Origin of the sequence: Duganella hordei, assembly GCF_040369125.1 — a bacterium.
Lineage (GTDB): Bacteria > Pseudomonadota > Gammaproteobacteria > Burkholderiales > Burkholderiaceae_D > Rugamonas > Rugamonas hordei.
The window spans coordinates 99,656-126,040 of sequence record NZ_BPWI01000003.1 but is presented as its reverse complement, the minus strand read 5'-3'; the positions used below and the strand labels follow the sequence as shown (position 1 = coordinate 126,040).

The 26,385-nt window shown below is 64.7% G+C and carries 27 protein-coding genes; 12 read left to right on the top strand and 15 right to left on the bottom strand.

From position 1 onward, the window contains the following. Positions 1–25 precede the first annotated feature (25 nt). From ABWW33_RS08670 to waaA, 3 genes are read left to right on the top strand one after another with little or no spacing between them, the layout of a single operon-like run. Complete coding sequence (locus tag ABWW33_RS08670) at positions 26–1,408, top strand: phosphomannomutase/phosphoglucomutase (protein ID WP_353400874.1); 1,383 nt, start codon at positions 26–28, stop codon at positions 1,406–1,408. Between the two features lie 4 nt (positions 1,409–1,412). Beyond that, positions 1,413–2,423, top strand: coding sequence for a lipopolysaccharide heptosyltransferase I (waaC, locus tag ABWW33_RS08665; protein WP_353400872.1), 1,011 nt, complete (start codon positions 1,413–1,415; stop codon positions 2,421–2,423). A 10-nt stretch (positions 2,424–2,433) separates the two neighbouring features. After that, complete coding sequence (gene waaA / locus ABWW33_RS08660; RefSeq protein ID WP_353400870.1) at positions 2,434–3,717, top strand: lipid IV(A) 3-deoxy-D-manno-octulosonic acid transferase; 1,284 nt, start codon at positions 2,434–2,436, stop codon at positions 3,715–3,717. A gap of 13 nt (positions 3,718–3,730) precedes the next feature. On the opposite strand, the gene ABWW33_RS08655 is transcribed toward waaA, so the two are convergent. From ABWW33_RS08655 to ABWW33_RS08645, 3 genes are all read right to left on the bottom strand, one after another. After that, complete coding sequence (locus ABWW33_RS08655) at positions 3,731–4,810, bottom strand: patatin-like phospholipase family protein (RefSeq protein WP_176652514.1); 1,080 nt, start codon at positions 4,808–4,810, stop codon at positions 3,731–3,733. Between the two features lie 150 nt (positions 4,811–4,960). After that, positions 4,961–6,334, bottom strand: coding sequence for a M28 family peptidase (locus ABWW33_RS08650; protein WP_353400868.1), 1,374 nt, complete (start codon positions 6,332–6,334; stop codon positions 4,961–4,963). A gap of 29 nt (positions 6,335–6,363) precedes the next feature. Beyond that, entirely contained in the window at positions 6,364–9,177 is a 2,814-nt protein-coding gene (locus ABWW33_RS08645) for a TonB-dependent receptor (RefSeq protein ID WP_353400866.1), read from the bottom strand. A 153-nt stretch (positions 9,178–9,330) separates the two neighbouring features. On the opposite strand from ABWW33_RS08645, the gene ABWW33_RS08640 reads away from it, so the two are divergent. The 3 genes from ABWW33_RS08640 to ABWW33_RS08630 all read left to right on the top strand — a co-directional run bounded on the left by ABWW33_RS08640 (position 9,331) and on the right by ABWW33_RS08630 (position 10,588). Next, positions 9,331–9,798 carry an Lrp/AsnC family transcriptional regulator gene (locus ABWW33_RS08640; protein WP_176652517.1) on the top strand — a complete coding sequence of 156 codons (468 nt, stop codon included), beginning with the start codon at positions 9,331–9,333 and terminating at the stop codon, positions 9,796–9,798. Between the two features lie 70 nt (positions 9,799–9,868). After that, entirely contained in the window at positions 9,869–10,306 is a 438-nt protein-coding gene (locus ABWW33_RS08635) for a hypothetical protein (protein ID WP_353400864.1), read from the top strand. Positions 10,307–10,309: 3 nt separating this feature from the next. Beyond that, on the top strand, positions 10,310–10,588 hold the full coding sequence (locus ABWW33_RS08630; protein WP_176652519.1) for a type II toxin-antitoxin system RelE/ParE family toxin: 279 nt from the start codon (positions 10,310–10,312) through the stop codon (positions 10,586–10,588). Positions 10,589–10,636: 48 nt separating this feature from the next. Here the strand turns inward: ABWW33_RS08630 and ABWW33_RS08625 are convergent, their stop codons facing one another. The 9 genes from ABWW33_RS08625 to ABWW33_RS08585 all read right to left on the bottom strand — a co-directional run bounded on the left by ABWW33_RS08625 (position 10,637) and on the right by ABWW33_RS08585 (position 20,142). Continuing rightward, positions 10,637–11,581 carry a M48 family metallopeptidase gene (locus tag ABWW33_RS08625; RefSeq protein ID WP_353400862.1) on the bottom strand — a complete coding sequence of 315 codons (945 nt, stop codon included), beginning with the start codon at positions 11,579–11,581 and terminating at the stop codon, positions 10,637–10,639. 17 nt (positions 11,582–11,598) lie between these two features. Next, on the bottom strand, positions 11,599–12,291 hold the full coding sequence (locus tag ABWW33_RS08620) for a lysophospholipid acyltransferase family protein (RefSeq protein WP_436145093.1): 693 nt from the start codon (positions 12,289–12,291) through the stop codon (positions 11,599–11,601). 67 nt (positions 12,292–12,358) lie between these two features. Continuing rightward, on the bottom strand, positions 12,359–12,925 hold the full coding sequence (gmhB, locus tag ABWW33_RS08615; RefSeq protein WP_176652522.1) for a D-glycero-beta-D-manno-heptose 1,7-bisphosphate 7-phosphatase: 567 nt from the start codon (positions 12,923–12,925) through the stop codon (positions 12,359–12,361). Between the two features lie 15 nt (positions 12,926–12,940). Beyond that, positions 12,941–15,049, bottom strand: coding sequence for a glycine--tRNA ligase subunit beta (glyS, locus tag ABWW33_RS08610; protein WP_353400858.1), 2,109 nt, complete (start codon positions 15,047–15,049; stop codon positions 12,941–12,943). A gap of 14 nt (positions 15,050–15,063) precedes the next feature. After that, a complete protein-coding gene (glyQ, locus tag ABWW33_RS08605) occupies positions 15,064–15,978 on the bottom strand; it encodes a glycine--tRNA ligase subunit alpha (protein WP_353400856.1) in 915 nt (304 codons plus the stop codon). Between the two features lie 90 nt (positions 15,979–16,068). Next, entirely contained in the window at positions 16,069–17,640 is a 1,572-nt protein-coding gene (lnt, locus tag ABWW33_RS08600; protein WP_353401413.1) for an apolipoprotein N-acyltransferase, read from the bottom strand. Next, entirely contained in the window at positions 17,640–18,524 is an 885-nt protein-coding gene (locus tag ABWW33_RS08595) for a CorC family transporter (protein WP_176652525.1), read from the bottom strand. The genes lnt and ABWW33_RS08595 overlap by 1 nt, the downstream gene beginning before the upstream one ends. 90 nt (positions 18,525–18,614) lie before the next feature. Further along, positions 18,615–19,079, bottom strand: a complete 465-nt coding sequence (gene ybeY / locus ABWW33_RS08590; protein ID WP_353400854.1) for an rRNA maturation RNase YbeY — start codon at positions 19,077–19,079, stop codon at positions 18,615–18,617. Next, positions 19,063–20,142 (bottom strand): PhoH family protein, encoded by a 1,080-nt coding sequence (locus ABWW33_RS08585; RefSeq protein ID WP_176652527.1) that lies wholly within the window; start codon positions 20,140–20,142, stop codon positions 19,063–19,065. Before ABWW33_RS08585 ends, ybeY begins: the two co-directional genes overlap by 17 nt. A gap of 168 nt (positions 20,143–20,310) precedes the next feature. On the opposite strand from ABWW33_RS08585, the gene ABWW33_RS08580 reads away from it, so the two are divergent. Beyond that, entirely contained in the window at positions 20,311–20,652 is a 342-nt protein-coding gene (locus ABWW33_RS08580) for a hypothetical protein (RefSeq protein ID WP_353400853.1), read from the top strand. A 364-nt stretch (positions 20,653–21,016) separates the two neighbouring features. Then, positions 21,017–21,349 (top strand): hypothetical protein, encoded by a 333-nt coding sequence (locus ABWW33_RS08575; RefSeq protein WP_176652529.1) that lies wholly within the window; start codon positions 21,017–21,019, stop codon positions 21,347–21,349. Positions 21,350–21,431: 82 nt separating this feature from the next. Here the strand turns inward: ABWW33_RS08575 and ABWW33_RS08570 are convergent, their stop codons facing one another. Together ABWW33_RS08570 and ABWW33_RS08565 are read right to left on the bottom strand one after the other, a co-directional pair. After that, positions 21,432–22,277: an HDOD domain-containing protein gene (locus tag ABWW33_RS08570; RefSeq protein WP_176652530.1), complete on the bottom strand. Its 846-nt coding sequence runs from the start codon at positions 22,275–22,277 to the stop codon at positions 21,432–21,434. Continuing rightward, positions 22,270–22,617 (bottom strand): hypothetical protein, encoded by a 348-nt coding sequence (locus ABWW33_RS08565; protein WP_353400850.1) that lies wholly within the window; start codon positions 22,615–22,617, stop codon positions 22,270–22,272. Before ABWW33_RS08565 ends, ABWW33_RS08570 begins: the two co-directional genes overlap by 8 nt. A 172-nt stretch (positions 22,618–22,789) precedes the next feature. On the opposite strand from ABWW33_RS08565, the gene ABWW33_RS08560 reads away from it, so the two are divergent. The 3 genes from ABWW33_RS08560 to ABWW33_RS08550 are packed head-to-tail and all read left to right on the top strand — an operon-like array spanning position 22,790 to position 24,984. Beyond that, positions 22,790–24,373, top strand: a complete 1,584-nt coding sequence (locus ABWW33_RS08560; protein WP_176652532.1) for a sensor histidine kinase — start codon at positions 22,790–22,792, stop codon at positions 24,371–24,373. Positions 24,374–24,384: 11 nt separating this feature from the next. Beyond that, positions 24,385–24,786, top strand: a complete 402-nt coding sequence (locus ABWW33_RS08555; protein ID WP_353400848.1) for a DUF3224 domain-containing protein — start codon at positions 24,385–24,387, stop codon at positions 24,784–24,786. A gap of 27 nt (positions 24,787–24,813) precedes the next feature. Then, on the top strand, positions 24,814–24,984 hold the full coding sequence (locus tag ABWW33_RS08550; RefSeq protein ID WP_353400846.1) for a hypothetical protein: 171 nt from the start codon (positions 24,814–24,816) through the stop codon (positions 24,982–24,984). A gap of 15 nt (positions 24,985–24,999) precedes the next feature. On the opposite strand, the gene ABWW33_RS08545 is transcribed toward ABWW33_RS08550, so the two are convergent. After that, positions 25,000–25,353, bottom strand: coding sequence for a PEP-CTERM sorting domain-containing protein (locus ABWW33_RS08545; RefSeq protein ID WP_353400844.1), 354 nt, complete (start codon positions 25,351–25,353; stop codon positions 25,000–25,002). 167 nt (positions 25,354–25,520) lie between these two features. On the opposite strand from ABWW33_RS08545, the gene ABWW33_RS08540 reads away from it, so the two are divergent. Continuing rightward, the gene (locus tag ABWW33_RS08540) at positions 25,521–26,375 is read left to right on the top strand and encodes a ChaN family lipoprotein (RefSeq protein ID WP_176652536.1); all 855 of its coding nucleotides are present in this window, start codon (positions 25,521–25,523) and stop codon (positions 26,373–26,375) included. Positions 26,376–26,385 lie beyond the last annotated feature (10 nt).

Sequence of the window (26,385 nt, the reverse complement as noted above, 5' to 3'; positions counted from 1 at the left end):
TCATCATCTCTCTCTTCCCTACATTATGGTCTCCTTATCCAAAACGATCTTCAAAGCCTACGACATCCGTGGCATCATCGATAAAACCCTGGACGCGGGCGTGGCGCGCCAGCTCGGCCAAGCTTTCGGCAGGGCCGCGCTGGCCAAGGGCGAAAAAAAGGTCGTGATCGGCCGCGACGGCCGCCTGTCCGGCCCGTCGCTGGCGGCGGCGCTGGCCGAGGGATTGCAGGCGGCCGGGGTCGACGTCGTCGACCTGGGCGTGGTGGCCACGCCCATGGTGTATTTCGGCACCAATGTGCTGGGCGCGGCGTCGGGCATCATGGTGACCGGCAGCCACAACCCGCCCGACTACAACGGCTTCAAGATGGTGCTGGCCGGCGAGGCCATCCACGGCGAGGCGATCACCGGTTTGTACGACAGCATCGTTGCCCATGACGGCAGCGCGGCCGCCACGCCGGGCGCCTACGGCACCCACGATATCTGCGCGCAGTACCTGCAGCGCATCATCGGCGACGTCAAGATTTCGCGGCCGATCAAGATCGCCGTCGACTGCGGCAACGGCGTGGCCGGCGCGTTCGCGGGCGACCTGTACCGCGGCATGGGCTGCGAAGTGATCGAGCTGTTCTGCGAAGTGGACGGCACCTTCCCCAACCACCACCCGGATCCCGCGCACCCGGAAAACCTGCAGGACCTGATCCGCTGCCTGCGGGAGACCGACGCCGAGATCGGCCTGGCCTTCGACGGCGACGGCGACCGCCTGGGCCTCGTCACCAAGGACGGCCAGATCATTTATCCGGACCGCCAGATGATGCTGTTCGCGGCGGACGTGCTGAGCCGCAATCCGGGCGAGCAGATCCTGTACGACGTCAAGTGCACGCGCCACCTGGCGCCGTACATCGAGAAGTCGGGCGGCGTGCCGCTGATGTACAAGACCGGCCACTCGCTGGTCAAGGCCAAGCTGAAGGAAACCGGCGCCCCGCTGGGCGGCGAAATGAGCGGCCACATCTTCTTCAAGGACCGCTGGTACGGTTTCGACGACGGCCTGTATGCCGGCGCGCGCATGCTGGAAATCCTGACCCGGGAAAGAGATCCGTCGGCGCTGCTGAACGCGCTGCCGCAATCGGACAGCACGCCCGAGCTGCACCTGCACCTGAAGGAAGGCGAGAACTTCTCGGTGATGGACAAACTGCGCGCCGACGCCAGGTTCCCCGGCCACAAGCAGATCATCACCATCGACGGCCTGCGCGTGGAATACGAAGACGGCTTCGGCCTGGCGCGTTCGTCCAACACCACGCCGGTGATCGTCATGCGCTTCGAAGCGGAAACCCCGGCCGCGCTGGAGCGCATCCAGGGCCAGTTCAAGAGCGTGATCCTGGCTGCCAAGCCTGACGCGGAACTGCCGTTCTAAACGCATGGCGCCGCAAACGGGTGGCCACGGCAGGCCCTTGAACATACTGCTGGTGCGCGTGTCCTCGCTGGGCGACGTGCTGCACAACCTGCCGATGGTGGCCGATATCGCCCGCCATTTTCCGGACGCGAATATCGACTGGGTGGTGGAGGAAGGCTACGTCAGCCTGGTGCGGCTCAACGCGCGCGTGCGCACCGTCATCCCGTTTGCGCTGCGGCGCTGGCGCAAGAGCCTCGGCAAGCCGGAAACGCGGGCCGAGATCAAGGCGTTCTTCCGCACCCTGCGCCAGCAGCAATACGACTACGTGTTCGACACCCAGGGCCTGCTGAAGACCGGCATCATCATGGGCGCGGCCCGGGTGGTGAAGGGCGGCCGCAAGGTCGGCCTGGCCAACGGCAGCGAGGGCTCCGGCTACGAGGGCGTCTCGCGCATCTTCCACAATCTCAGCATTCCGACCGACCCGCGCACGCACGCGGTGGCGCGCGGACGCATCGTCGCCGCAGCGGCGCTTGGCTATGCGGCCGACACGCCGGCCGATTTCGGCTTGCCGCAAGTCCCGGCCGGCGAGCCTCGTCCGGATTGGATGCCGGCCGAGCCTTACGCCGTCTACTTCCACGGCACCGCGCGCGATCCGAAGAAATGGGCGCCGGACAACTGGATCGCGCTGGGACGCGAACTGGCGCCGATGCCCATCCTGCTGCCATGGGGCTCGCCGAAGGAAAAGGCGGAGGCCGAGTTCATCGCCGCCGGCCTGCCGAACGCGCGCGTGCTGCCCAAGCTGTCGATGGCCGACGCCATGCTGCTGGCGCGGCACGCCGGGCTGGTGATCGGCGTCGACACGGGCCTGACCCACATCGCCGCCGCCTTCGTGCGGCCGACCGTGGAGATCTACGCCGACTCGCCGCGCTGGAAGACCGAAGGCAACTGGTCGCCGCGCATCATCAACCTGGGCGACAAGGGCGCGCCGCCGCCGGTGTCCGAAGTGCTGGCGGCAGCCAGGCAACTGCTGGCCTGAACTGATAACTATGCGACTTTTTTATTCCGTGATGTGGTGGCTGGCCTTGCCGCTGGTGCTGGCGCGCCTGTGGCTGCGCGGACGCAAGGAGCCGGGCTATCGCCGGCATTGGGGCGAGCGGCTGGGTTTCTACAGCGGCGCGCCATCCACCGCGCAAACCTTGTGGGTGCACGCCGTCTCCGTCGGCGAGACGCGCGCCGCCGAGCCGCTGATCGATGCGCTGCTGGCCGCGTATCCGTCGTCCCGCATCGTCCTTACCCACATGACGCCGACCGGCCGCGCCACCGGCAAGGCGCTGTTCGCCAAACATGGCGAGCGGCTGCTGCAATCCTACCTGCCGTATGACACGGGCTTCATGGTCGGCAGTTTCATCGGCCATTTCAAGCCTTCCGTCTGCATCCTGATGGAGACCGAGGTATGGCCGAACCTGATCGCCGGGTGCAACGCGCGCAATGTGCCGGTGGTGCTGGCCAACGCGCGCCTGTCCGAGCGCTCGCTGCGCAAGGCCACGCGGCTTGGTTCGCTGATGCTGGACGCGGCGCGCGGCATTGCGCTGGTCGCCGCGCAGACCGAGGCCGATGCGCAGCGCGTGCGCTCGCTCGGCGTGCAACGGGTGGAAATCACCGGCAGCATCAAGTTCGACGTGGTGGTGCCGGATGCGGCGCTGGCCGTCGGTGCGGCGCTGCGCGGCGCCATCGGCGCCCGTCCGGTGCTGCTGTGCGCCAGCACGCGCGAGGGTGAGGAAGAGCTGATACTGGAGGCGTTCCAGCAGGCGCGGGCGGCGTTGCCGGCCGACGTGCTGCTGCTGATCGTGCCGCGCCATCCGCAGCGCTTCGACGAAGTGGAAAAGATGACCGCCGCGCGCGGCCTGAACGTCCAGCGCCGCAGCAGGTTGGCGTCGGACGGGGCTGTACTGTCGGGGGAGGTGACCGTGCTGCTGGGCGATTCGATGGGCGAGATGTTCGCCTACTACGTCGCCTGCGATGTCGCCTTCGTCGGCGGCAGCCTGCTGCCGCTGGGCGGCCAGAACCTGATCGAGCCGGCCGCCCTGGGCAAGCCGGTGCTGATCGGCCAGCACACCTTCAACTTCGCGCTGGTGACGGAAGACGCGCTGGCCGCCGGCGGCGCACAGCGCGTCGCCGATGCCGCAGCGCTGATGTCGCAAGCGGCGCGCCTGCTGGGCGACGCCGCCGCGCGCGATGCGATGGGCCGCAGCGCGCTGGCCTTCGCCAACCAGCACCGCGGCGCCACCCGCCGCACACTGGCGCTGTTGCCTGCGCTGCTCAAGCCATAAAGCGCGGAGTCTCTCAGCTTGCCAGCTCGGTCTCTTCGGCGTAGCGCAGCACGCTGGAGTGCTGACGGCAGAACCGGGTCGCGGCCTTGTAGCCGATATCGAACAGCAGCTGCATGTTGGACGTCGACCAGTCCATGGTGTAGGGCAGGTGCTGCTCCGGCACGGCCGCCATCAGCTCGAGCTTGAGCAGGCGCCGCTTGGGCAGGCCGGTTTTGCGGTCGGTGTTGTGTTCCAGCTCGAACAGCCGCAGCTGGTTTTGCGATACCTTGACCAGCGGCGTGATCATCGAACCGACCCAGGCGTCGTACAGGTTGCGCGGCTTGCGCAGCAGGCGTTCGTCGCCGAGGATGTCGAGCACGATCAGGGTGTCGGTGTCGTGATGCTCGCCCTTGCCCTCGATGAAAGGATCGAAATTGAGCGTCTCCAGCGCGGCGCCCTCGATATAGTCCTCGCCGTCGATCTCCGTCGGCGCATACAGGAACGGGAAGGACAGCGCGGCGCGCACGTGCTGCGCCTGGATTTCCCGCTTGTCCCAGATCTGCATGCGGTGCTGGTTCAGGTTGTAGGCGTTGATGTAGAACTCGGGCTTCATCCGCGCGATGGCCGAAAAGTCGACGGCGCCTTCCAGGAAGGGCGCGTGCGCGCACAGCCCCAGGCTTTTTGCCGACAGGTTGGACGGCGACATGGTCGACATCATCAATTGGGTCCAGTCGGCCCACGGCACGCTGCCGTTGGCGAACAGGTTTTGCATGCCCGGGAAGGCCGGACCGGCGGCGGGCTGGTTGAACGTGCCGCGGAAGGCGTCGGCTTCCTTGCCCGGCTTGTGGAAGATCTTGTAGTTGACCGGCATCATTTTGTAGATGCTGTCGGCCACGCCGGCGTCGGCCCAGCGCTTCAGCGCCTCGCGCGGCGAGCCTTCCAGCGGCGCCGTGTACAGCAGTCCCATCAGGACTCCGGCGCCCGAGGCGGAGATCACGTCGAACTCTACTTCCTGGTCGAGGAAAGCCGCCAGCGCTCCCGCGATCAGCGGCGAATTCGGCGCGCCGCCACCCAGCACCAGGCCTGTTTTCTTCGTTACTTTGAGTTGAGTCATGAGGATTCTCCATGTTGCAATGCAGCACAAACTAACATGGAAAATGCCGTGCGGCAACTTTTTTTAACTGATAATGGACATTCGAAAAAACCATAATGATGCTGCCGGCATTGTCGGGGAAACAAGGCCGGCAGCTCGTTGACGGCTTGCTCAGCGCTGCGGCAGCGGGTAGGTGGCGACACTGACGTTGCCGTCCTTGTCGACCGCCTGCACGCCGAACAGGAAGTTGTCCTTCGAGCGCTTGATGGTGTACTGCGTGGTGTTGCCGACGAAGACGGCGCCCTGCCACTGCGCGGCCGTGGTGTCGCGCCACACGATGCGGTAGCCGGCCAGGTCCGGCTCCTTGTTGGCCTGCCAGGTCAGCTCGGTATTGTTGTCCAGCTTGGCCGTGCGCACCTTGACCTGCTGCGGCGCGGCCGGCGCCAGCGCCAGCGAGGACAGCGACGCCGCGTTCACCCGCGCCACCTGGGCGATGTAGTTGAAGTCGTCGTATTCCGGCAGGTCGCCGATTTTCTTGCCGCCTTCCTCGCGCAGGTCCTGGTGCTGGTGGTTGAAGTCCTCGTTCGGCTCGGTGAAGCGCACCGCCGCGTAGCCGCGGTCGAGGAAGGGGCTGTGGTCGCCGCCGCGCAGGTAGCGGTCGCGCCGGTAGATCACGTTGACGGCGAATTTGTCGACGTAGCGCTCGCCCGTTTCCTTGATGTGGCGCGCCAGCTGGCGGGTGACGCTATCGTTCTCGCCGCCGGTGGCGACCAGCGCGCGGTTGGCGTCGGACATCTCCTTGACGGCCGGGACGCCCTCGGCGAACAGGCGCACCTGGGTATTGTCGACATGGCCGTCGTCGGCGCGCGAGCTGCCGATGATGTCGTTGTTGAGCATGCCGGCGATGTTCCAGTTCTTCTGTTTGGCCTGCTCGGCCCAGTGCTCGGCGCCGAACAGGCCTTGTTCCTCGGCCGCCACCGTCATGAAGACCAGGGTGGCGTCGAATTTGTGGCGCGCCATCACGCAGGCCATCTCCATCACGGCGGCGGTGCCGGAGGCGTCGTCGTTGGCGCCCGGCGCGTCGCTGGTGGCGTTCATGACGTCGGTCACGCGCGAGTCGTAGTGGCCGCTGACCACGTACATGCGGTCCACCGATTCGGCCTGGGTGCCGGGCAGGGTGGCGACCACGTTGACGATCTCGGTCGGATGGCTCAGGCGCGGCGTGACCGGATGCACGTGGCTGTCGTAGCCGACCTGCAGGCGGCCGCCGGCGGCAGCGCCGCAGCGTTCCAGTTCGCTCTTGATCCAGCGCCGCGCGGCGCCGATGCCGCGCGTGTCGGAGACGGTGTCGGACATGGTGTGGCGGGTGCCGAAGCCGACCAGCTTGCGCACATAGCCTTCGATGCGCTGCGGCGAAATCTCCTTGACGATCTGGTCGATCTGCGCCTGGTGGGCGGCGATGTTGGGCTCCGCGTCGGCCGCGCAGGCGCCGCCGGCGCACAGCAGCAACGCGGCCGGCAGGGCAAGTTTATGCGAGAACTTCATGTGTTTCCTTGTATCGGTCATGGGGTGGATCAGAACTTGTAGGTCGCGTTCAGGTAAACGTAGCGGCCGTTGACGTCAGCATAACTGAGGTCGTAGCCGCCGACAAAACTCGGCGAGTAGTTGGTGTAGGGCGGGTTGCGGTCGGTCAGGTTCTTGACGCCCAGCTGCAGGCGCGTGGACTTGAAGCCGGTGTAGCTGAGCTGCGCGTCGAAGGTCTGGTAGGCGTCTACCTTGTGCAGCGCGGCGGCCGACTTGTTGCCCGGGATGTCGTTGTAGCCCTGCTGGAAATTCTGCGTCAGCGAGGCGCTCCAGTCCTTGCGCGCCCAGGTGGCGCTGGCGTTGTGCTTCCAGCGCAGGATCACGCCGTTGGCGGCGGAGCTGGCCTGGTTGATGGAGCTGGTGTAGCTGCCGTCCGGCCCCTGCACGTCGTACTTGCTCATGTAGGTGCCGGACAGCTGGAAGGTCACCTTCTGCGCCGGCGCCAGGCGCCAGTCGTACTTGCCGTCGATGTCGATGCCGGCCATCTGCGTCTTGAACAGGTTGGCGTTGGTCTGCAGGATGGCGGTGATGGCGCCCAGGCCGCTCGGGTTGGACGGATCGGCCGGGCCGCGGCGGATGTAGCTGGCGTACTGCTGCTCGCGCGCCGCCGTGCCGAGGATGTAGGTGGCGCTGAGACCGCCGCCGACGATGGCGTTCTTCAGGTTGACGCGGAAGGCGTCGATCGACAGCGACATGTTCTTGACCGGCTCCAGCACCGCGCCCACGGTGAAGGACTGGGATTTTTCCGGCTTCAGGTCGGGATTGCCGCCGGTGATGGTGGGAAACTGGTTGTTGCAGTCGGTGGGCAGGCCGGTCTTGGTATCCGGGCAGCGCAGGATGTCGCGCGTGCCGTTGGCCGTCACGCTCGACGCCTGGGCGGCGTACAGGTCGGTCAGCGACGGCGCGCGGAAGCCGGTGCCGGCCGAGCCGCGCAGCAGCACCGATTCGGTCGGCTGCCAGCGCAGCGAAGCCTTGGGATTGACGGTGTCGCCGACGTTCTGGTAATTGTCGTAGCGGACCGCCAGGTCGGCGTCGAGCTTTTTCAGCAGCGGCACGCTGAGCTCGACGAAGGCCGACTCCACATTGCGCCGCGCCGACACCGGCAGCTGGTTGCCGCCCTGGCCGGCGATGTCGCCGGTCTGCACCGCCAGCGACGGGTCGTAGGCGAATTTTTCCTGGCGCGCCTCGGCGCCGAAGGCCACGTTCATCGGGCCCGCCGGCAAGGTCGCCAGCTCGCGCGTGGCGGTGGCGTTGATGCTGGTGATCGAGGTCTTGGAGCGGTACACGGCGCCGACGAATTCGGCCGCCTTGGCCGCGTCCAGCGCCGCCTTGTCGGTGGTGTCGCCGAAGGGGTTGATGACGCCGCTGTCGAGCAGCGGCATGAGCTTCGAATACTGCGGGAAACCGGAATACAGCAGCTCCTTGACCTTGCTTTCGCTGTACAGCAAGCCGCCGTCGTAGTCCCAGCCGGCCAGCTTGCCGCGCACGCCGGCCACGACGCGGGCCGCGTCCGATTGGTCGGTCTGGTTGCGCACGCCGTTGGCCATGTCGCGGTAGCTGATGATCAGCGGCTGGCCGGCCAGGCCATTGGCGGCGGCAAACGCCTGCGGGTAGTAGGGGCTCGACGGCGGCAGCAGGAAGGCGCTCGGATATTGCGCGCCGAAGGTGGCGGTGAACGGCTTGGTGGCCAGGCTGGGATACTTGGTCGCGACCAGGTTGGCCAGGTAGGCGTTGTAGGGATTGTTGGCCGGCAGGTTGGTGTTGAAGGCGATCGGCACCGCCTGGGTCTGCGTCATCGTGCGGCTCTGGCTGTAGGCGCTTTCGAAGTAGGCCTCGGCGTCGGCCGACAGCGTCTTGCGGCCGTTCAGCATCAGGTTGGCGTGCGTCGAGCCCGGCAGGATGGAGACGTAGGGGCTGTTGTCGAAGCTGCAGATGGTGGGCGTGTACGGCGACACCTGCGACACCGGGCCGCAATTGGCCAGGTTGGGGTTCTTCAGCGCGCCGGTGGCCGGAATCCTCACATTGGACGGGAAGGCGATGTTCGACAGCAGGTCGTTCTGCTGGCCGGCGTTGAGGCGCGACGCGTAAGGCCGGTCGGCGCCGAGGATGGCTTGAACCGTCTGGTAGTTGGCGCCGAAGGTGACGTTGTAGCTGTCGTCGCCGATGCCGGCCAGCACGGAAAAGCGCTTCTGGCCGCCGTGCGGCCCGGCCACGACGGGCGCGCCGTAGATGGCGTTGAGCTCGACGCCGGTGAAGTCCTTGCGCAGGATGAAGTTGACCACGCCGGCGATGGCGTCGCTGCCGTAGACGGCGGAGGCGCCGTCCTTCAGCACCTCGACCCGTTCGATGGCCGACAGCGGAATGCTGTTGACGTCCACCGAGGCACCGGCCAGGCCGCCGGAACCGCCGCCGTAGACCGAGGCGCGGCGGCCGTTGATCAGCACCAGCGTGCGCGCGCTGCCCAGGCCGCGCAGCGACAGCGCGGCGATCGAGCCGGTCTGGGTGCCGGCCGCGGCGGAAGTGCTGACGCTGCCGGCGCTGCTGAAGGCGCTGATCTGCTTGACCAGTTCCTCGGTGGTGGCGGCGCCCGTGCGCTCGATGTCTTCGCGCTTGAGGATCTGCACCGGCAGCGCGGTCTCGCCGTCGATGCGCTTGATGGAGGAACCGGTGACGACCACGCGTTCCATTTTCGGCGCCTCGGTGTCGGCTTGCGCGGCGGCCAGGTGCGGCAGCATCAGGCCGGAGCCGAGCACGGTGGCAACTGCGTAGGCGGATTTGGATATTTTTAATCGCGGTGCGGACATGCTTGACTCTCCCAGATGGCTATATGAATGAAATGAATGCAAAGATTGTAGCTGGTGAAATCAACAATATTTTGCTATATTTGTTCTGTAGGAAAGTAAATTTGCGCAATAAATCCTATGCTTTTGACGAGGGAATGAAATGGATGTGCTGAAATGAAATTGGACCGCATCGATATGAAGATACTTGAGGCGCTGCAGGAAGATGCAAGGCTTTCAAGTGCCGACCTGGCCGAACGGGTATCGCTGACGACCTCGCCGTGCTGGCGCCGGGTCAAGCGGCTGGAGGAGGAGGGGGTGATACGCGGCTACCAGGCGCGGCTGGATTCCCGCAAGCTGGGCTACCAGGTAACGGCCTTCGTCCACATCTCGCTGGAGATGAAGGACACCGCGAACCTGCAGGTCTTCGAACGCGCGGTGGCGGCGATTCCGCAGGTGCTGGCCTGCCACCGCATCTCCGGCCGCTACGACCACCAGCTGATGGTGGTGGCGGAAGACCTGGCGGCCTACGGCGTGTTTGCCGAAGCCCACATCAACGGCCTGCCCGGCATCAAGGAAATCTACACCTCGTTCGTGCTGCACGAGGTCAAGGCGCCGGTCAACCCGCCGCTGCCGCAGGCTTGACGTAGCTCGACTCCGTCCAGTGCACTTCTTGATATACTCAAAAGTCCGCTGGTTGTCTTCTGGAGGCATCATGGATGCTGCATTCAAACCCACAGATCAGGCCGCATTCCTGGCGCTGTTGGACGCCAACAAATCTCACTTATACGCTTATGGGTTAAGGGAAGGATGGCATTTGGTGGTTCGGCGCGGCAAGGTGGCGAAGGCGCTCGCCGCAGAAGACGGCAGCCTGCGGCTATTTCGTGCCCTAGCCGGGCTGGATGACTATCTTCGCGAGCGTGGGATATCGCATTTCTTGGTCGACATAGGCGGGCTCGACAGGTCTGCCAGCGACCCAGCGACGGCCGAAAGATTGGGTGAAGCCCAAAAAGCCGCAGAATATGATGCGTGGTTTCGTCAGCAAGTGCAGGAATCGCTGAACGATTCCAGCCCAACCATCCCCGATTCTGTCGTCGAAGAGAAATTCGCCGCGCGGCGCACCGAACTTTTAAAGAAACTCGCCAGGGTTTGAGCGATGATCGCGCACTGGAGAGCTCGTGCGATACGAGACCGGGAGCGCCTGTTTGACTATCTTGAGTCGCGTAGCATTCAGGGCACGATATCAGTAGACGTGGAAATCGGACGAGTGACAAAACTGCTCGCAGACTTTCCGACACTCGGCCACAAAGGTCGAATAAACGGCACGCTTGAATTTCGTGTGGCGGATCACATAGTGCTTGTATATCGCGTTCGTCCCAAACGGCAGGTGGTGGAAATTATTCGGCTCATTCACACCCGCCAGGATTTTCCATAGATCGACGACTTGCTTGCACTGATTCGGCCAGTGTGGAATTCAGCGACTTTACGCAAACAGCACCGGCAACTCCTGTGCGCGCTTGCGCAGCAGGTTTTTCGCCTCTTCGTATTCGGGATAGATCAGGCCCACCGTGCTCCAGAACTGAGCGCTGTGGTTCATCTCCAGGATGTGCGACAGCTCGTGCGCGATGACGTAGTCGATCAGCGGCAGCGAGAAGTGGATCAGCTTCCAGTTCAGGCGGATCTTGCGGTCCACCGTGCACGAGCCCCAGCGCGTGCCGGCCGACGACAGGCCGAACGAGTGGTAGCGCACGCCCAGCCGCGCCGCGTACAGGTCCAGCCGCTGCTCGAACAGCAGCTTGGCCTCCTGCTGGTACCAGGCCTTCACCCGCTCCTTGAGCAGCGTTTCGGTGGCGCCGGGAATCAGCACCATCGACAGCTCGCGCGTGGCCGGGTTGTAGCTGGTGCGGTTGCGGCCGCCGACCAGCAGCCGCAGCGTGATGTCGGCGCCGAGATAGGGCAGCTGCGCGCCGTCGTTCCATTCCACCGGCGGTTTCTCCAGCCGCGCGGCGCGGCGTTCGCGCCGTTCCTTCAGCTTGTCCAGGATCCAGTGCTGCTTGGTGCGGATGGCGTTGTCGATTTCGGCGATGCTGATGCGCTTGGGCGCGGTCACGCGCAGGCCGTCGTCGTCGATCATGAAGCCGATCGAGCGGCGCGTCGAGCGGCGCAGTTCATATTCGAGTATGAATTCGCCGACCATCAGCTGGCGCTTGGGCGGCTGGTCGGTCGGCGGCGCCACCAGTGCGCGCGGCTTGACGGGAACGGCGGTTTGCGGCGGATCGACGTAGGGAGAAACCGGCGCCGGGGTATTCGAGGAAGAGGGAGATGGAACCGACCATACCGGCGCGGTGTAGACAGCTTTGGGAGACGACTGCGCCTCCCGTCCAAACAGGTCCAGTTGGCTGGCGTCGCTGGGCGACGCCGGCTTCACCAGCGTGGCCAGATCATCTAGCCAGCGTTGTAGGCGTGGGGCGAAATGACGCGCATTTCTGATTCTATCCAATTTTCCACCTGTTGCATCATGCCGTCCGGGGTTTGACCTTCCGGAGAAATCGGTTTGCCTATCGATACTGTAACAAGCCCTGGGCGTTTGATGAAAGAATTTTTTGGCCAGCACTCGCCGGAGTTGTGCGCAATCGGTACAACCACCGCGCCGGTCTCGATGGCGAGACGCGTGCCGCCGCTTTTATACTTGCCGGCCTGGCCGACGGGAATGCGCGTCCCTTCGGGGAACATGATAATCCATTGGCCGTCGGCGAGGCGTCGCTTACCGTGACGCACCACGTGCGCGAACGCGTGCTTGCCCTGCTTGCGGTCGATCGGGATCATGCGCAGCAGCGCCATCGCCCAGCCGAAGAATGGAATGTACAGGATCTCTTTCTTGAACACGAACACCAGCGGGCGCGGCAGGTTGGGCAGCAGGAAGATGGTCTCCCACGCCGACTGGTGCTTCGACAGCACGACGGCCGGCGCGTCAGGGAAATTTTCGGCCCCCTTGATCTGGTAGCGGATGCCGCAGATGACCTTGAGGCACCAGATCATGAACACGTTCCAGCGGGAGGTGACCCAGAACCGCTGGTTGTACGGCAGCGGCGCTGCCAGGAAGCATACGCAGGCCCAGACGATGGTCGATACCACCATGACGATGGTGAAAATCAGGGAACGCAGAAACAAGACGGGATGACCCAATGCAGACTCCAAAAACTGTTTAGCTGACGACTTGCAGCACCGGCGGGGCGCTGGTTTTAAGCAGGTGGTTGACCATGGCCGCCAGGTCCGGGAAAACCATTGTACCGGGCGGCAGGCCGCCTGTGGCCTGGGTTTTTTCACCCTTGCCGGTCAGGACCAGGTAGGGCACGCAGCCGCTCACATAGCCGGCTTGCAGGTCGCGCAACGAATCGCCGACCACCGGCACGCCTTTGAGGCTGATTTTATAGCGTTGCGAGATTTCCGTGAACATGCCCGGCTTCGGCTTGCGGCAATCGCAGTTGTCGGTCGCCGCGTGCGGGCAGAAGAACACCGCGTCGATGTCGGCGCCGACCTGCTGCGCCAGGTTGTGCATCTTCTGGTGTATCGCGTTGAGAATGGTCATGTCGAAGAACTCGCGGGCGATGCCCGACTGGTTCGACGCCACGACCACGCGGTAGCCGGCCTGGTTCAGGCGGGCGATCGCTTCCATCGAGCCGGGAATGGGGATCCACTCGGCCGGCGACTTGATGAAGTCCGGCGAATCGTGGTTGATCACGCCGTCGCGATCGAGGATGATCAGTTTCATGGACGGCGTACCCATTTACGCCGCCAGTTTCGAAATGTCGGCCACGCGGTTCATCATGCCGTGCAGCGACGACAGCAACGCAAGGCGGTTGTTGCGCAGCGCGACATCCTCGGCCATGACCATGACGTCGTTGAAGAAGGCGTCGACTTCCTCGCGCAACTGCGCCAGCGTTTTGAGCGTGCCGGCGAAGTCGCCGCGGTTGAACGCCGCGTCGATTTCAGGCAGCACGCGCACCACGGCGGTGTTGAGGTTCTTCTCGGCCGCGTCCTGCAGCAGGGAGACGTTGACGCCGCTGTTGCCGGCGGCTGCCAGCGCTTCCTCGTTCTTCTTCAGGATGTTGGTGATGCGCTTGTTGGCGCCGGCCAGCGAGGCCGATTCCGGCAGCGCGGCGAAGGCCTGCACGGCCTCCAGGCGCTGCACGATGTCGTCCAGGCGGTCCGGATTCTGCGCCACGACCGCTTCGATCTCGTTCGGCGAGAAGCCGCGCTCGCGCAGGATGCCGCGCAGGCGGTCGATCATGAAGGTATAGACATCGGCGCCTGGATCCTTGAAGCCGGCCACGGAGGCGAACAGCTGCGAGGCGTGCGCCAGCAGGCCGGAGATCGACAGCGGCAGGCGCTTCTCGATCAGCATGCGCAGCACGCCCAGCGCGTGGCGGCGTAGCGCGAACGGATCCTTGTCGCCGGTTGGCGCCAGGCCGATGGCCCAGATGCCGACCAGGGTTTCCAGCTTGTCGGCCAGCGCCACGGCGGTGCCGGTGACGGTGGACGGCAGGGCGTCGCCGGCAAAGCGCGGCTGGTAGTGCTCGGACGCGGCCAGCGCCACGTCTTCCGGCTCGCCGTCGTTGCGGGCGTAGTAGGTGCCCATGATGCCTTGCAGCTCGGGGAACTCGCCCACCATCTCGGTGACCAGGTCGGCCTTCGACAGCTTGGCGGCGCGGCTTGCCAGCGCGGCGTCGCCGCCGATGGCGGTGGCGATGAACGCGGCCAGCGCGGCCACGCGTTCGCCGCGCGCGCCTTGCGTGCCCAGCTTGTTGTGGTAGACGATTTTTTCCAGCAGCGGCAGGCGCGATTCCAGCGTTTTCTTCTTGTCCTGCTCGAAGAAGAACTTGGCGTCGGACAGGCGCGGACGCACCACGCGCTCGTTGCCGTCGATGATGGCGGCCGGCGTGTCGGTGGCGATGTTGGAGACGATCAGGAAGCGCGAACGCAGCTTGCCGGCGGTGTCGGTCAGCGCGAAGTATTTCTGGTTGGTCTGCATGGTCAGGATCAGGCATTCCTGCGGCACGGCCAGGAACTCTTCCTCGAACTTGCACTCGTAGACCACCGGCCATTCGACCAGCGCGGCCACTTCGTCCAGCAGCGCTTCGGGCATCAGCACCTGGTCGGCGCCGGCCTTGGCCAGCAGCTCGGCGCGGATTTTTTCCTTGCGCTGTTCAACGCTGGCCAGCACCTTGCCCTCGGTGGCCAGGGTGGCGGCGTAGCTGTCGGCGTCGGCGATGGTGACCAGGCGCTTGCCCGGCGCGGTCAGGAAGCGGTGGCCTTCGCTGACGTTGGAGGCGGTCAGGCCCAGCAGCGTCAACGGCAGCACGGTGGCGCCGTGCAGCGCGATCAGGCTGTGCGCCGGGCGCACGAACTGCACGGTGGCGCCGTCCGGACGCTGGTAGCTCATCACCTTGGGAATCGGCAGCTTGGCGACCGAGTCTTCCAATGCGGCTTGCAGGCCCGCTTGCAGCGCGCTGCCGGCCGCGGTGTAGGTGTAGAAGAAGCTTTCGGCCTTGCCGTCCTGTGCGCGCTCCAGGTCGGCCACGGTCAGGTTGGGGAAGCCCAGCGCTGCCAGTTTCTTGGCCAGCGGCGGCGTGCCGTTGCCGGCGGCGTCCAGCGCCACGGAGACCGGCAGCACTTTTTCGCGGATCGACTTGTCCGGCGAGGTGGCGCGCACCTTGGTGATGGAGACGGCCAGGCGGCGCGGCGAGGCGAACGAGGTGGCGACGCTGTCGGCTTCCAGGAAGTCGCGCGATTTCAGTCCGTTGACGATGCCGTCCGCGAAAGCCTTGCCCAGTTTGGCGAGCGCCTTCGGCGGCAGTTCTTCGGTCAGCAGTTCGATGAGCAGAGTTTGAGTCATATTATTTATATCGTTTATTCAGCAACGGCGACGGCGGCGGGAGCCATAGGGAAGCCCAGGCGCTCACGCGAATCGTAGTAGGCTTGCGCGACCAGGCGCGACAGGGCGCGCACGCGGCCGATGTAGGCGGCGCGCTCGGTCACGGAGATGGCGCCGCGCGCGTCGAGCAGGTTGAAGCTGTGCGAGGCCTTCATGATCTGCTCGTAGGCGGGCAAGGTCAGTTGCAGCTCGATCAGGCGCTTGGCTTCCGACTCGTGGTTGTTGAACTGGGCGAACAGCAGCTCGGTGTTCGAGTGCTCGAAGTTGTAGGCCGACTGTTCCACTTCGTTCTGGTGGAACACGTCGCCGTACTTCAGCGTCTTGGTCACGCCGTTCTCTTCCCACGTGGTCCACACCAGGTCGTACATGTTCTCGACGCCCTGCAGGTACATCGCCAGGCGTTCGATGCCGTAGGTGATCTCGCCCAGCACCGGCTTGCAATCGAGGCCGCCGACTTGCTGGAAGTAGGTGAACTGCGTCACTTCCATGCCGTTCAGCCAGACTTCCCAACCGAGGCCCCAGGCGCCCAGGGTCGGCGATTCCCAGTCGTCCTCGACGAAGCGGACGTCGTTCTGCTTCAGGTCCAGGCCCAGCGCTTCCAGCGAACCCAGGTACAGGTCCAGGATGTTTTCCGGCGCCGGCTTCATCACCACCTGGTACTGGTAGTAGTGCTGGCCGCGGTTCGGGTTTTCGCCATAGCGGCCGTCCTTCGGGCGGCGCGACGGCTGCACGTAGGCCGCGCGCCAGGGCTCGGGGCCGATCGCGCGCAGGAAGGTACCGGTGTGGAAGGTGCCGGCGCCGACTTCCATGTCGTAGGGCTGGAGCAGGGCGCAGCCTTGCTGGTCCCAGTAGGTTTGCAAGGTCAGGATAATTTGTTGAAATGTCAGCATCTTGTGTAGTCGGTGGCACACATCGGGGCGTGCGGTTGCAGTTTCGCTAAAGCGGCAATTTTAGCGGGTTTTACAGGGAGCCTGTAGAGATTAAGCGGCTTTTGGCTGGTTTTTTGCGCGCCGGGCCCAAAACCAGGCGCCAGCCAGCGACAGCGCGGCCAACGCCAGGAACAGCTTGTTTCCCCACAGGATGTAGGGCGTGCTGCCGGCCATGCCCTGCACCAGCGCCGCCAGCGTGCCGTAGGTGTTCACCGGCAGTTGCTGGACGACGGTGCCTTGGCCATTGATGATGGCGGTGGCGCCGGTATTGGTCGCCCGCAGCATCGGGCGGCCCGTTTCCAGCGTGCGCATCTGCGAGATCTGCAAATGCTGGGGGATGGCGATGGTGTCGCCAAACCAGGCCAGGTTCGAGGTGTTGAGCAGCATGGTGGCCGGTTTCTGGCCCTGCGCCGGGTTGTTCAGCTGGCCGGCGATCTCTTCGCCGAACAAGTCTTCGTAGCAGATGTTGGGCAGCACGCGCTGGTCCTTGATGGCGAACGCCGGCTGGATGTCGCGCCCGCTGGTCATGTCGCCCAGCGGGATCGACATCAGGTTGACGAACCAGCGGAAGCCGAACGGGATGAACTCGCCGTACGGCACCAGGTGGTGCTTGTCGTAGCGGTAGTAGCTCGAACCCAGCTTGGACGGGATGCCGATCACGCTGTTGAAGTAGGCGGTCTGGCTGTCGGCCAGCGGGATGCCGAGGATCAGGTTGCTGTTGGTCTTGTTCAGGAACTGGGCGATGCCCGGCAGGTAGTCCGGCGGCAGCTGCTGCGGCAGCATGACGATGGCCGTCTCCGGCGTGGCGATCAGGTCGGCCGGCGCGGCCATGATGGCGTCCTGGTACAGCTTCATCGTCGCCTGCACGTGGGCGCCGTTGAATTTTTCATCTTGCGGAATATTCCCCTGCAGCAGGCGCACCGAGATCGGCTTGCCTTCAGGGTAGGTCCAGTGCAGCAGGCTCAGGCCGAAGCCGGCCGCCGGAATGGCGACGATCAGCGCGGCCGCCTTCAAACGGGTGCGGTGCGCCAGCAACAGCAGGGCGCCGGCGACGACCGCCGCCAGCCAGCCCAGGCCGTACATGCCGATCACCGGGGCGTAGCCGGCCAGCGGGCTGTGATTGTGCGCGTAGCCGGCCGACAGCCACGGGAAACCGGTGAACAGCCAGCCGCGTATCCATTCGAACAGCGACCACATGGCCGGCAGCACCAGCAGGTTGGCGGCCGGCAGCGGCAGCGCCCAGCGCTTGCGCAGCCAGGCCGCGCCGCCCATCGCCAGCGCGACGTACAGGCCCATGGCGGCGGCCAGCAGCAGCACGGCGGCCACCGCCAGCGGCGCCGGCATGGCGCCGTAGGTATGCAGGGAAACGTAAAGCCAGTGGGTGCCGGCGGCGGTCCAGCCGAAGCCGAAGGCCCAGCCGATCAGCGCGGCGGCCCTGACGTCGCTGCTGCGCAGCACCTGGTAGAACAGGGTCGCCAGGCCGAGGATCTCCAGCGGCCACCAGCCGAACGGCGCGAAGGCGAACACGCACAGGGCGCCGGCCAGGCCGGTGATGATCATCCGGCCTCGGGTCGGGCGTTGCGGCTTGGGGGGATCGTTCGGATTGGCGCGGCGAAAGCGCATCACGCGTCGTCGCCGTCGATCGCGGCAGGCGGCAGTTTCTCCACCAGCAGCACATGGATCTGGCGGGCATCGGCGCGCAGCACTTCGAAACGCATGCCTTCGAAATCGAAGACGTCGCCCTTGTGCGGCATGCGCGCCAGGTGCTTGGCGACCAGGCCGCCGATGGTGTCGACGTCGTCTTCAGGCAGCGCCGTGTCGAGTTCTTCGTTGAACTGGGCGATCTCGGTCAGCGCCTTGATGCGCCAGCGCGGGCCGTGCACGCCTTCCTTGATCGACAGGATGTTGTCCTCTTCCTCGTCGAAATCGTATTCGTCCTCGATGTCGCCGACGATCTGCTCCAGCACGTCCTCGATGGTGATCAGGCCGGCCACGCCGCTGTACTCGTCCACCACGATGGCCATGTGGTTGTGGTTGGCGCGGAAGTCGCGCAGCAGCACGTTCAGGCGTTTCGATTCGGGAATGAAGATGGCCGGGCGCAGCATGTCGCGCACGTCGAACGATTCCTCGGCGTAGTAGCGCAGCAGGTCCTTGGCCAGCAGGATGCCGATCACCTTGTCGCGCTCGCCTTCGATGGCGGGGAAGCGCGAGTGGGCGGTCTGCAGCACCAGTGGCAGCCATTCCTCGATCGGCTTGGAGATGTCGATGACGTCCATCTGCGAGCGTGGAATCATGATGTCGCGGGCGGACAGGTCCGACACCTGGAACACGCCTTCGATCATCGACAGGGCGTCGGCGTCGATCAGGTTGCGTTCGTGGGCGTCGTGCAGAACTTCGAGCAGTTCCGCGCGGTTCTCTGGCTCGGGGGAAATCAGTGCGGTCAGGCGTTCAAACAGCGACCGATGGGGTTTGGCGTCAGTCTTGACGCCACTAGAGTGCTCTTGCATAGGAGGCGTGAGCCGTTGTTTCGAAGGGGTATAGGATACACGAAATGGGGAGCAGGAGCCGTTTTTGTCAAAAAGACAGCTCCCGGCGCGTCAATCGGCGTAGGGATCGGCCATGCCGAGGCCGGCCAGGATCTCGGTTTCGATGCCTTCCATCTCGGCCGCTTCCTCGTCGTCCATGTGGTCGTAGCCCTGGGCGTGCAGCACGCCGTGGATGATCAGGTGGGCCGTATGTTCCTCCACGGTCTTCTTTTGCTCGGCCGCTTCCTTTTGCAGCACGTCGGTGCAGAGGATGATGTCGGCCTGGGTCGGCGCATCGTCCGGCAACTCCTCCCCTTCGTTGTAGGCGAAGGTCAGCACGTTGGTGGCGTAGTCCTTTTCGCGGTATTCGCGGTTCAGCGTGCGGCCTTCCTCGGCGTCGACGAAGCGTATCGTCAGCTCGGCCGGCGCGAACAGCGCGGCCTGCACCCAGCGGCGGATCTTCGGACGGGGGATGGTTTCCTGCAAACGGGCGTCGGGATACTGCACCGACAGCGTCAGTTTATTTTTTACGGACATTTTTGAGAGCCGTGGCTTTGAGTAGGGGAGCGATTTCCGCTTCGTGGTTGTGCGCCGTCTCGTAGGCGTCGACGATGCGCGCCACCAGCGGGTGGCGCACCACGTCTTCGCTGTTGAAGTGGCTGAAGGCGATGCCGCGCACGTCCTTCAGCACCTGGATGGCGTCGACCAGGCCGCTCTTCTGGCTCTTGTGCAGATCGACCTGCGTGACGTCGCCGGTGACCACGGCCTTGCTGCCGAAGCCTATGCGCGTCAGGAACATCTTCATCTGCTCGACGGTGGTGTTCTGCGCCTCGTCGAGGATGACGAAGGCGTGGTTCAGCGTGCGGCCGCGCATATAGGCCAGCGGGGCGATCTCGATCACCTGCTTCTCGAACATTTTCTGCGTGCGGTCGAAGCCGAGCAGGTCGTACAGCGCGTCGTACAGCGGGCGCAGGTAGGGATCGACCTTTTGCGCCAGGTCGCCCGGCAGGAAGCCCAGGCGCTCGCCGGCCTCGACGGCGGGACGGGTCAGGATGATGCGCTTGACGGCGTCGCGCTCGAGCGCGTCGACCGCGCAGGCCACGGCCAGGTAGGTCTTGCCGGTGCCGGCCGGGCCGACGCCGAAGCTGATGTCGTGCTCGAGGATGTTGCGCAGGTAGCGGATCTGGTGCGGCGTGCGGCCGCGCAGGTCGGCGCGCCGGGTCTTCAGGATGGGGCTGTTGATCTCGGGTTCGACGAACGGCGCCTCCAGCGGGCGCGGCTGGTCGGGCGCGGCGGCGGCGGCGATCGCGGCGGAGGCGACCGCCAGGCCGGCGCGCTGCTCGACCAGCGCCAGTTGCACTTCTTCAATCGGGACGATCTTGTTGGCGACCGCGTAGAACTGTTCGAGGATCTGCACCGCCCGTTCGGCGTTGTGGCCGCTGACGATGAATTTCTCGCCGCGACGGAAAATGGTGACGTCCAGCGCGGCGGAAATCTGGCGCAGGTTTTCGTCGAGGGGGCCGCACAAATGTGCCAGCCGCGCGTTGTCGAGCGGTTCCGGAACAAAGTAGTACGGCTGGACTGGGGTTTTGGTTTTCAATGGAATGCTTTATGAGAGAGGCCGGCGGGACCGGCGCAGCCGATAGTTTAACGTAATTTGCCTGCGCCAACCGCGATAGTGCTTGATTTTGCCGCGCCGCGCTTCTACATTTAAAGCGTGGCCAATAGTCATTATTCGTCACTATCGATCAGCACTCCGGAGGGTTTCATGGCGGTTAATTCGATTTCGTCGTCGCGCATCAGCACGCCGCTGGAGGGCATCCAGGCGGCCAACCAGCGCGAGACGCGCGCCAACCGCGATACGCAGCGCGCCCAGCAGGCCAGCCAGACCGAACGCGCCGAAGGCCTGGCGCGCAGCGGCGAGGCCGAGCGTGCGGTGCAAAACCGCGTGGAAAAAAATACCGACGCCCAGCGCACCCGCGCCCAGGCTAACGAGGACGCCACGGCGACCCAGCGCCGCGAGGCCGAAGCGGCCGACCAGCGTGCCGAACTGCAACGCCGCGACAGCGGCAACACCACGCTCGGCCGCAACATCGACACCACCGCATAAACCCCGCTTTCGCCGGACGGCGGCAACGCCGTCCGCGCCGCGTTATCGCCTCATTGCCGCCTCATTTCGCCTTCCCCCGTCTGTGTAAAGACGAACTTGCTTTGTGTAACAGTTTCCTACAAGTTCTTGCGTGCGACACCCTCGGGCCCCATGTGATGAAATAGCATTGTTGCTAAGGTTTCTAGCCGGCGATTGATGTCGAACAATCTTCGCTCTGCGCGTACCGGCTGGAACAGGCCCTTTTAAGCATAGAATAATCTTGCACGAAAGGCAATTCAGCAGTAACGAACTTTATTGAAAGTATCTAAGTTGTCCTTAAGTTCGAACCAGCACTATCCGATCACCCAACTCAACGAGGAAAATCATGGCACACCACGCTCTCGCTTCCCAGGAAAGCTACAACCCGAACCACCTCCTGGATATCTTGCTCGGCAAGATGCAACTGAAAAACGATGCCGCGCTGTCGCGTTTGCTGGAAGTCGCGCCGCCGGTCATCAGCAAGATCCGCCATCACCGCCTGCCGGTGGGCGCCTCGCTGCTGATCCGCATGCATGAAGTGACCGGCATGAGCATCCGCGACCTGCGCGATCTGATGGGCGACCGCCGCACCAAGTATCGTCTGTCCGATGCCCAGGGCCGTCCGAAGCCAGAGGAACGCACTGAAAAGGCCGAAGCCGGAACCTACGCGCGTCACTGATGCGCCCGCGCATCCGCTGCTGCCGTCGCCGTGGCTGACCCCAGCCCGGCCGGCAGCCAGCCGCCGCTTCACAGCTGATTCGTCAGCTCAGCAGCACCATGGAAATTTCTTCATATTGCAGTTCCGTCTCGCGGAACAATTGCAGATAGATTTCTTCATCGAGGCCCAGCGCAGTCCAGGCCACGGTGGATACGGGCGGGACCAGATCGTCCTGCACCTGCGCCAGATCGAGCGCATGCACTATGGCGTCCGCCACGTGAATGATGGCGGCCAGGAACCCTGCGCCCGGCGCCTCCGGATCGTGATGGCCGCCGATGGCCAGCCGCATCGTATCGGAAAAATTCCAGTGTTCAGCCAGCGCCAGGCCGGCGTCGACATGATCGATGCCCAGCACGGCGCGCTCCGCGTCCAGCAGGTAGCAGTCGTGGTCGGCGCGGTAGGCGATGGTTTCCGAATACTGGTTGGGGAAGCAGGACACCAGCACCAGCCGGCCTATGTCGTGCAGCAAGCCCGCCGTGAAGGCGTAATCCTGGTTGAAACGCATCTGCCGCGCCAGCACCTTGGCGCAGGCGGCGGTGGCGATCGAATGGCGCCAGAACGCCTTGTGGTCGAAGCCCGGGCAATGGCCCTCGGCAAAGCAGCCGGTGACGGCGGCCGCCGTGATCAGGTTGCGCGTGGTCTGGAAGCCCAGGTAGGTGATCGCCTGCTGGATCGTGGTCACCTTGACCTGCAGGCCGTACAGCGACGAGTTGGCCAGGCGCAAGGTCTTGGCCGTCAGCGCCTGGTCGTGCGACACCTTCTTGGCCAGCACGGAAATATCGACATCGTCCTGGTCTATGCTGTTGAGCAGCTCCATCACCACCGCCGGCAGCGATGGCAGGTCGTCCAGCGTGCGGACGACGTCGTCGTAACTCAGCGTATTACTCATGCTCCGGCGTCTCCTCTGTGCCCAGGCGGAAGTCCGAGACGAAGCGGCGCAGCGTGGCGGTGGCCCAGTCGCTGTCGCTGTCGGCGTCGTTTTTACGGAACAGCTGGGCGATGCGGGCCTCGTGATGGTTCAGCGTTGCCTGCACTGCTTCCGGCGACACCTCCTGCTGCAGGATGGGCAGCACGGCGATGCCGTGGCGCGGCATCAGCGCCAGCATGGCCTCGGTCAAGACCGTGCCCTGCGGCAACAGCACATGGCCCTGCACGTCCAGCAATTCGTCGGACAAGACCATCCCCGGCCGCACCTGCGCCAGGTTCAAGGGTTGATAATTGCTAGTCATGACGTCCTCCGTTTTGCCACCTGATCTACATTGCCTGATCTTACCATTGCAAGCGGGCAAAGTCTGCCGGCGGTTTTGTCCCAAGGGTTATGTCCTAATTCTTGCCAAGTCTCATGCCATACCGTACATTGGGACGTTGCCGTCAATTCCATGTTGCCAGGGAGGTTAGCCGATGTTCGGGATTCAAGGCCGCTTGACGCTGCTTTTCGTGGTCATCGTGACGCTGGTGCTCGGCATTTCCGGCACGTATGCCCAATACAGCCTGGGACACGAGCTGGAAGTCAGCAGCCAGCGGCTGCGCCAGGGCGTGCTGACCCGGCTGCAAACCAGCTTGCCGTCGGCGCTGTGGGACCTGGACAAGGCCAAGGTCGACAACATCGTCGCCGCCGAGATGCTGCCGCCGGAGCTGGTGTCGATCCGCGTCTACGACACCTCGGTCGGCCTGTTCTCCGGCAAGCTGCGCAATGAAAACGGCAGCGTCAGCTCGATCGAGAACGATGCCGCCGTCGGCGGCTCGCCGGTGGTGGCGGACCTGGCCTACCGCGATTCCGGCGCCGCCGGCGCCTCGCTCAAGCCGGTCATCGTCGGCCGCGTGGTGGTCAACTTCAGCCGCGCGCAGATCGACGCCACCTTGGCCGCCGAAGTGCGCCGCAAGGTCACCGAGGTGCTGCTGCTGGACCTGATCCTGGTGGCCGCGCTGGCGCTGTCGCTGCGCATCGTGTTCGATCCGCTCAAGCGGCTGCGCGACGGCCTGTTCGACCTGGCCACGCGCGGCAGCGACGAGGTCGAGGAACTGCCGGACAGCCGCCACGACGAACTGGGCGAGGTGATCCGCGGCTTCAACGCCATCCAGCGCAAGGTCAAATCGAATATCCAGCGCATCCGCGAGGCCGAGGACGAGGCGCGCAAGTCGGCGCAGACCACGGCCAAGGCGCTCGACGACCTGCGCCGCACACAGGAATCGCTGCTGCAGGCCGAACGGCTGGCCTCGCTGGGCGGGCTGGTGGCCGGCGTGGCCCACGAGATCAACACGCCGGTCGGCATCGCGCTGACCAGCGCCTCGGTGCTGATGGAGGCCACCGAAAAGGTCAAGCAGTCGGTCGACGGCGGCAACATCAAGAAGTCCGACATCATGCGCTACCTGGACACGGCTTCCGAGAGCACGCGCCTGATCATGAACAACGCCTACCGCGCGGCGCACCTGATCCACAGCTTCAAGCAGATCGCGGTCGACCAGGTCAGCGAGGCGCGCCGCCGTTTCGAGCTGCGCGACTACATCAACGAGGTGGTGTCCAGCCTGCAGCCCAAGCTGAAGAAGACCCGCATCGTCGTCAGCATCGCCTGTCCGCCGGACATCATGCTCGACAGCTATCCCGGCGCGCTGGCGCAGGTGATCACCAACCTGACCTTGAACTGCGTCGAGCACGCGTTCGATCCGGACGACGAGGGCCGCATCACCATCGGCGTGGCGCAGCAGGCGGACTGGATCGAGATGCAGGTGACCGACAATGGCAAGGGCATCCCGCCGGACATGATCGACAAGGTGTTCGACCCGTTCGTCACCACCCGGCGCGGGCAGGGGGGCACCGGGCTCGGACTGAATATCGTGTTCAACTTGATGGCCAAGCAGTTTGGCGGCACCATTACCGTCTCCAGCGTACTGGGGCAGGGCGCCAGTTTCGTGCTGCGCATGCCGTGCGTGACGCCGGTCGACGAACAGGCCGCGCAGGCGGCCGAAGCCCATCTGCATACTTAGACAGGATCAGCATGACTACCGTTAGCGGTGAATTCAGCGTCAAGATGGCGCCCGAGGCGATGTCCACGGTGGCGGCCGAAACCGGCCTCGGCCGCATGTCGCTCGACAAGCAGTACCACGGCCCGCTGGAGGCCAGCGGCAAGGGCGAGATGCTGGCCTTCATGGACCGCGCGCTGATGTCGGGTGCCTATGTGGCGATGGAGTTGGTGCAGGGGACGCTGGAAGGGCGGCGCGGCAGCTTCCTGCTGCATCATACGGGCACCATGGAGCGCGGCGCGGCCGGCCTAGCGGTGCTGGTGGTGGCCGATTCGGGCCGCGATGAACTGGCCGGCCTCAGCGGCAAGCTGCAGATCCGTATCGAGGGCGGCAAGCACTACTACGATTTCGACTATGCGCTGCCCGCCGTTGCTTAAGCAGGCGGCGCCACGCTAGAATGCCGCATGAATAAAGACACGATTAAAGGTTTGTTGATCCTGGCTGGCGTGGCGCTGGCGCTGGCGGTGTTCCTGGTGCTGGCCACCGACAACGGCGTGCAAAAACTCTACTGCATCCTGCGCGCCATCTTGCATGGCGTTTCCATCACCAATATCCACGCGGTATGCGGACTGTAGCGCCCGGCGCCGGCGTCAGTCGCCGAACTTCTCCGACACTTTGCGGCCGCGCGACGCAAAGCCCAGTACCACCAAGCCCAGCATCAGCAAAATGAAGGTTTGCGGTTCCGGCACCTGGGTCATCGGCTCGACCGGCTGCTGGCGCTTGGGATCGTCGGGCGGCAGGGCGGCCGGATCGCTGTCTTCAGGCGATGTGGCGGCGGCGTTGTTGTTGATGTCGCACGGGGCGGCGCCGTTGGCGTCGCAGTGAGCGAGTACAATTGTTGCGGTTGCAACTTTGTCTTTTGCCGGCGTTTCCGCCTGGGCCAATGCGGCGGCGGACAGGCCTGCGGCCAGCAAAATGGCGGTAATTAAGGTCGAAATTTTCAAAATGACTCCTGGCAATGCTGCATGGGCAGGATATTAATACTGCGTGTGGCACGGATTGGGTGTACCGTGCTCTACTGTTTTGATATTAGAACATGTTTCATGACACATTGCCATCTCTATTTCTCTCAAAACAATTTATTTTTGCATCGCAACAACAGTCGCCGCCGATGAATTCTACATTTAAACCAAGCTTGGCCGTCGCCACGCTGGCTGTCCTGGCCGGTTGTGCCAGCGGGGCCAGGGCGCCGGCGGCAGCGCCCCCGTCCGCCGCTCCCGCCGTGGCGGCCGCGTCCGTCAATCCGCAGGTGCTGCTGCTGGGCGAGGTGCACGACAATGCGCAGGGCCACAAGCTGCGCTACGAGCTGCTGCGCCAGCGGATCGAAGCGGGCTGGCGCCCGGCCATCGTCATGGAGCAGTTCGACCGGGAAAACCAGGACGTGCTGAGCAAGGCGCAAAAAGGCTGCCTGGACGCGCAATGCGTGATCCGCGTGGTCGGCGGCCCGCGCTGGGACTGGCAGCTGTACTATCCGGTGATCCAGCTGGCGCTGACCTACCAGCTGCCGCTGATCGCCGCCAACCTGTCGCGCAGCGACGCCTCGCGCGTGGTGCGCGACGGCATCACCGCCACCTTCGATCCGCAAAGCATCAAGGACTACCGGCTGGACCAGCCGCTGCCGGCCGACGTGCGCGGCGGCCAGTATAAGGAAATCATGGCCGGTCATTGCAATATGCTGCCGGAGATGATGATCGGCGGCATGGTCAACGCCCAGGTGGCGCGCGACATCTGGATGGCCAAGATCGTGCGCGACCAGCAGCCGCGCGACGTCGTGCTAATCGCCGGCAACGGCCACGTGCGCAAAGACATCGGCGTGGCGCACTGGATCAACGAGGTGGCGCCGGCGCTGACGGTGCGCAGCGAAGGATTTGTCGAAGGCACCGACGGCACCGGGCGCTACGACGCCGTGCACAGTGTGCCGCCGCAGCCGCGCGCCGACCCGTGCGCGCAAGTGAAACCCAAATGAAATCCCAATC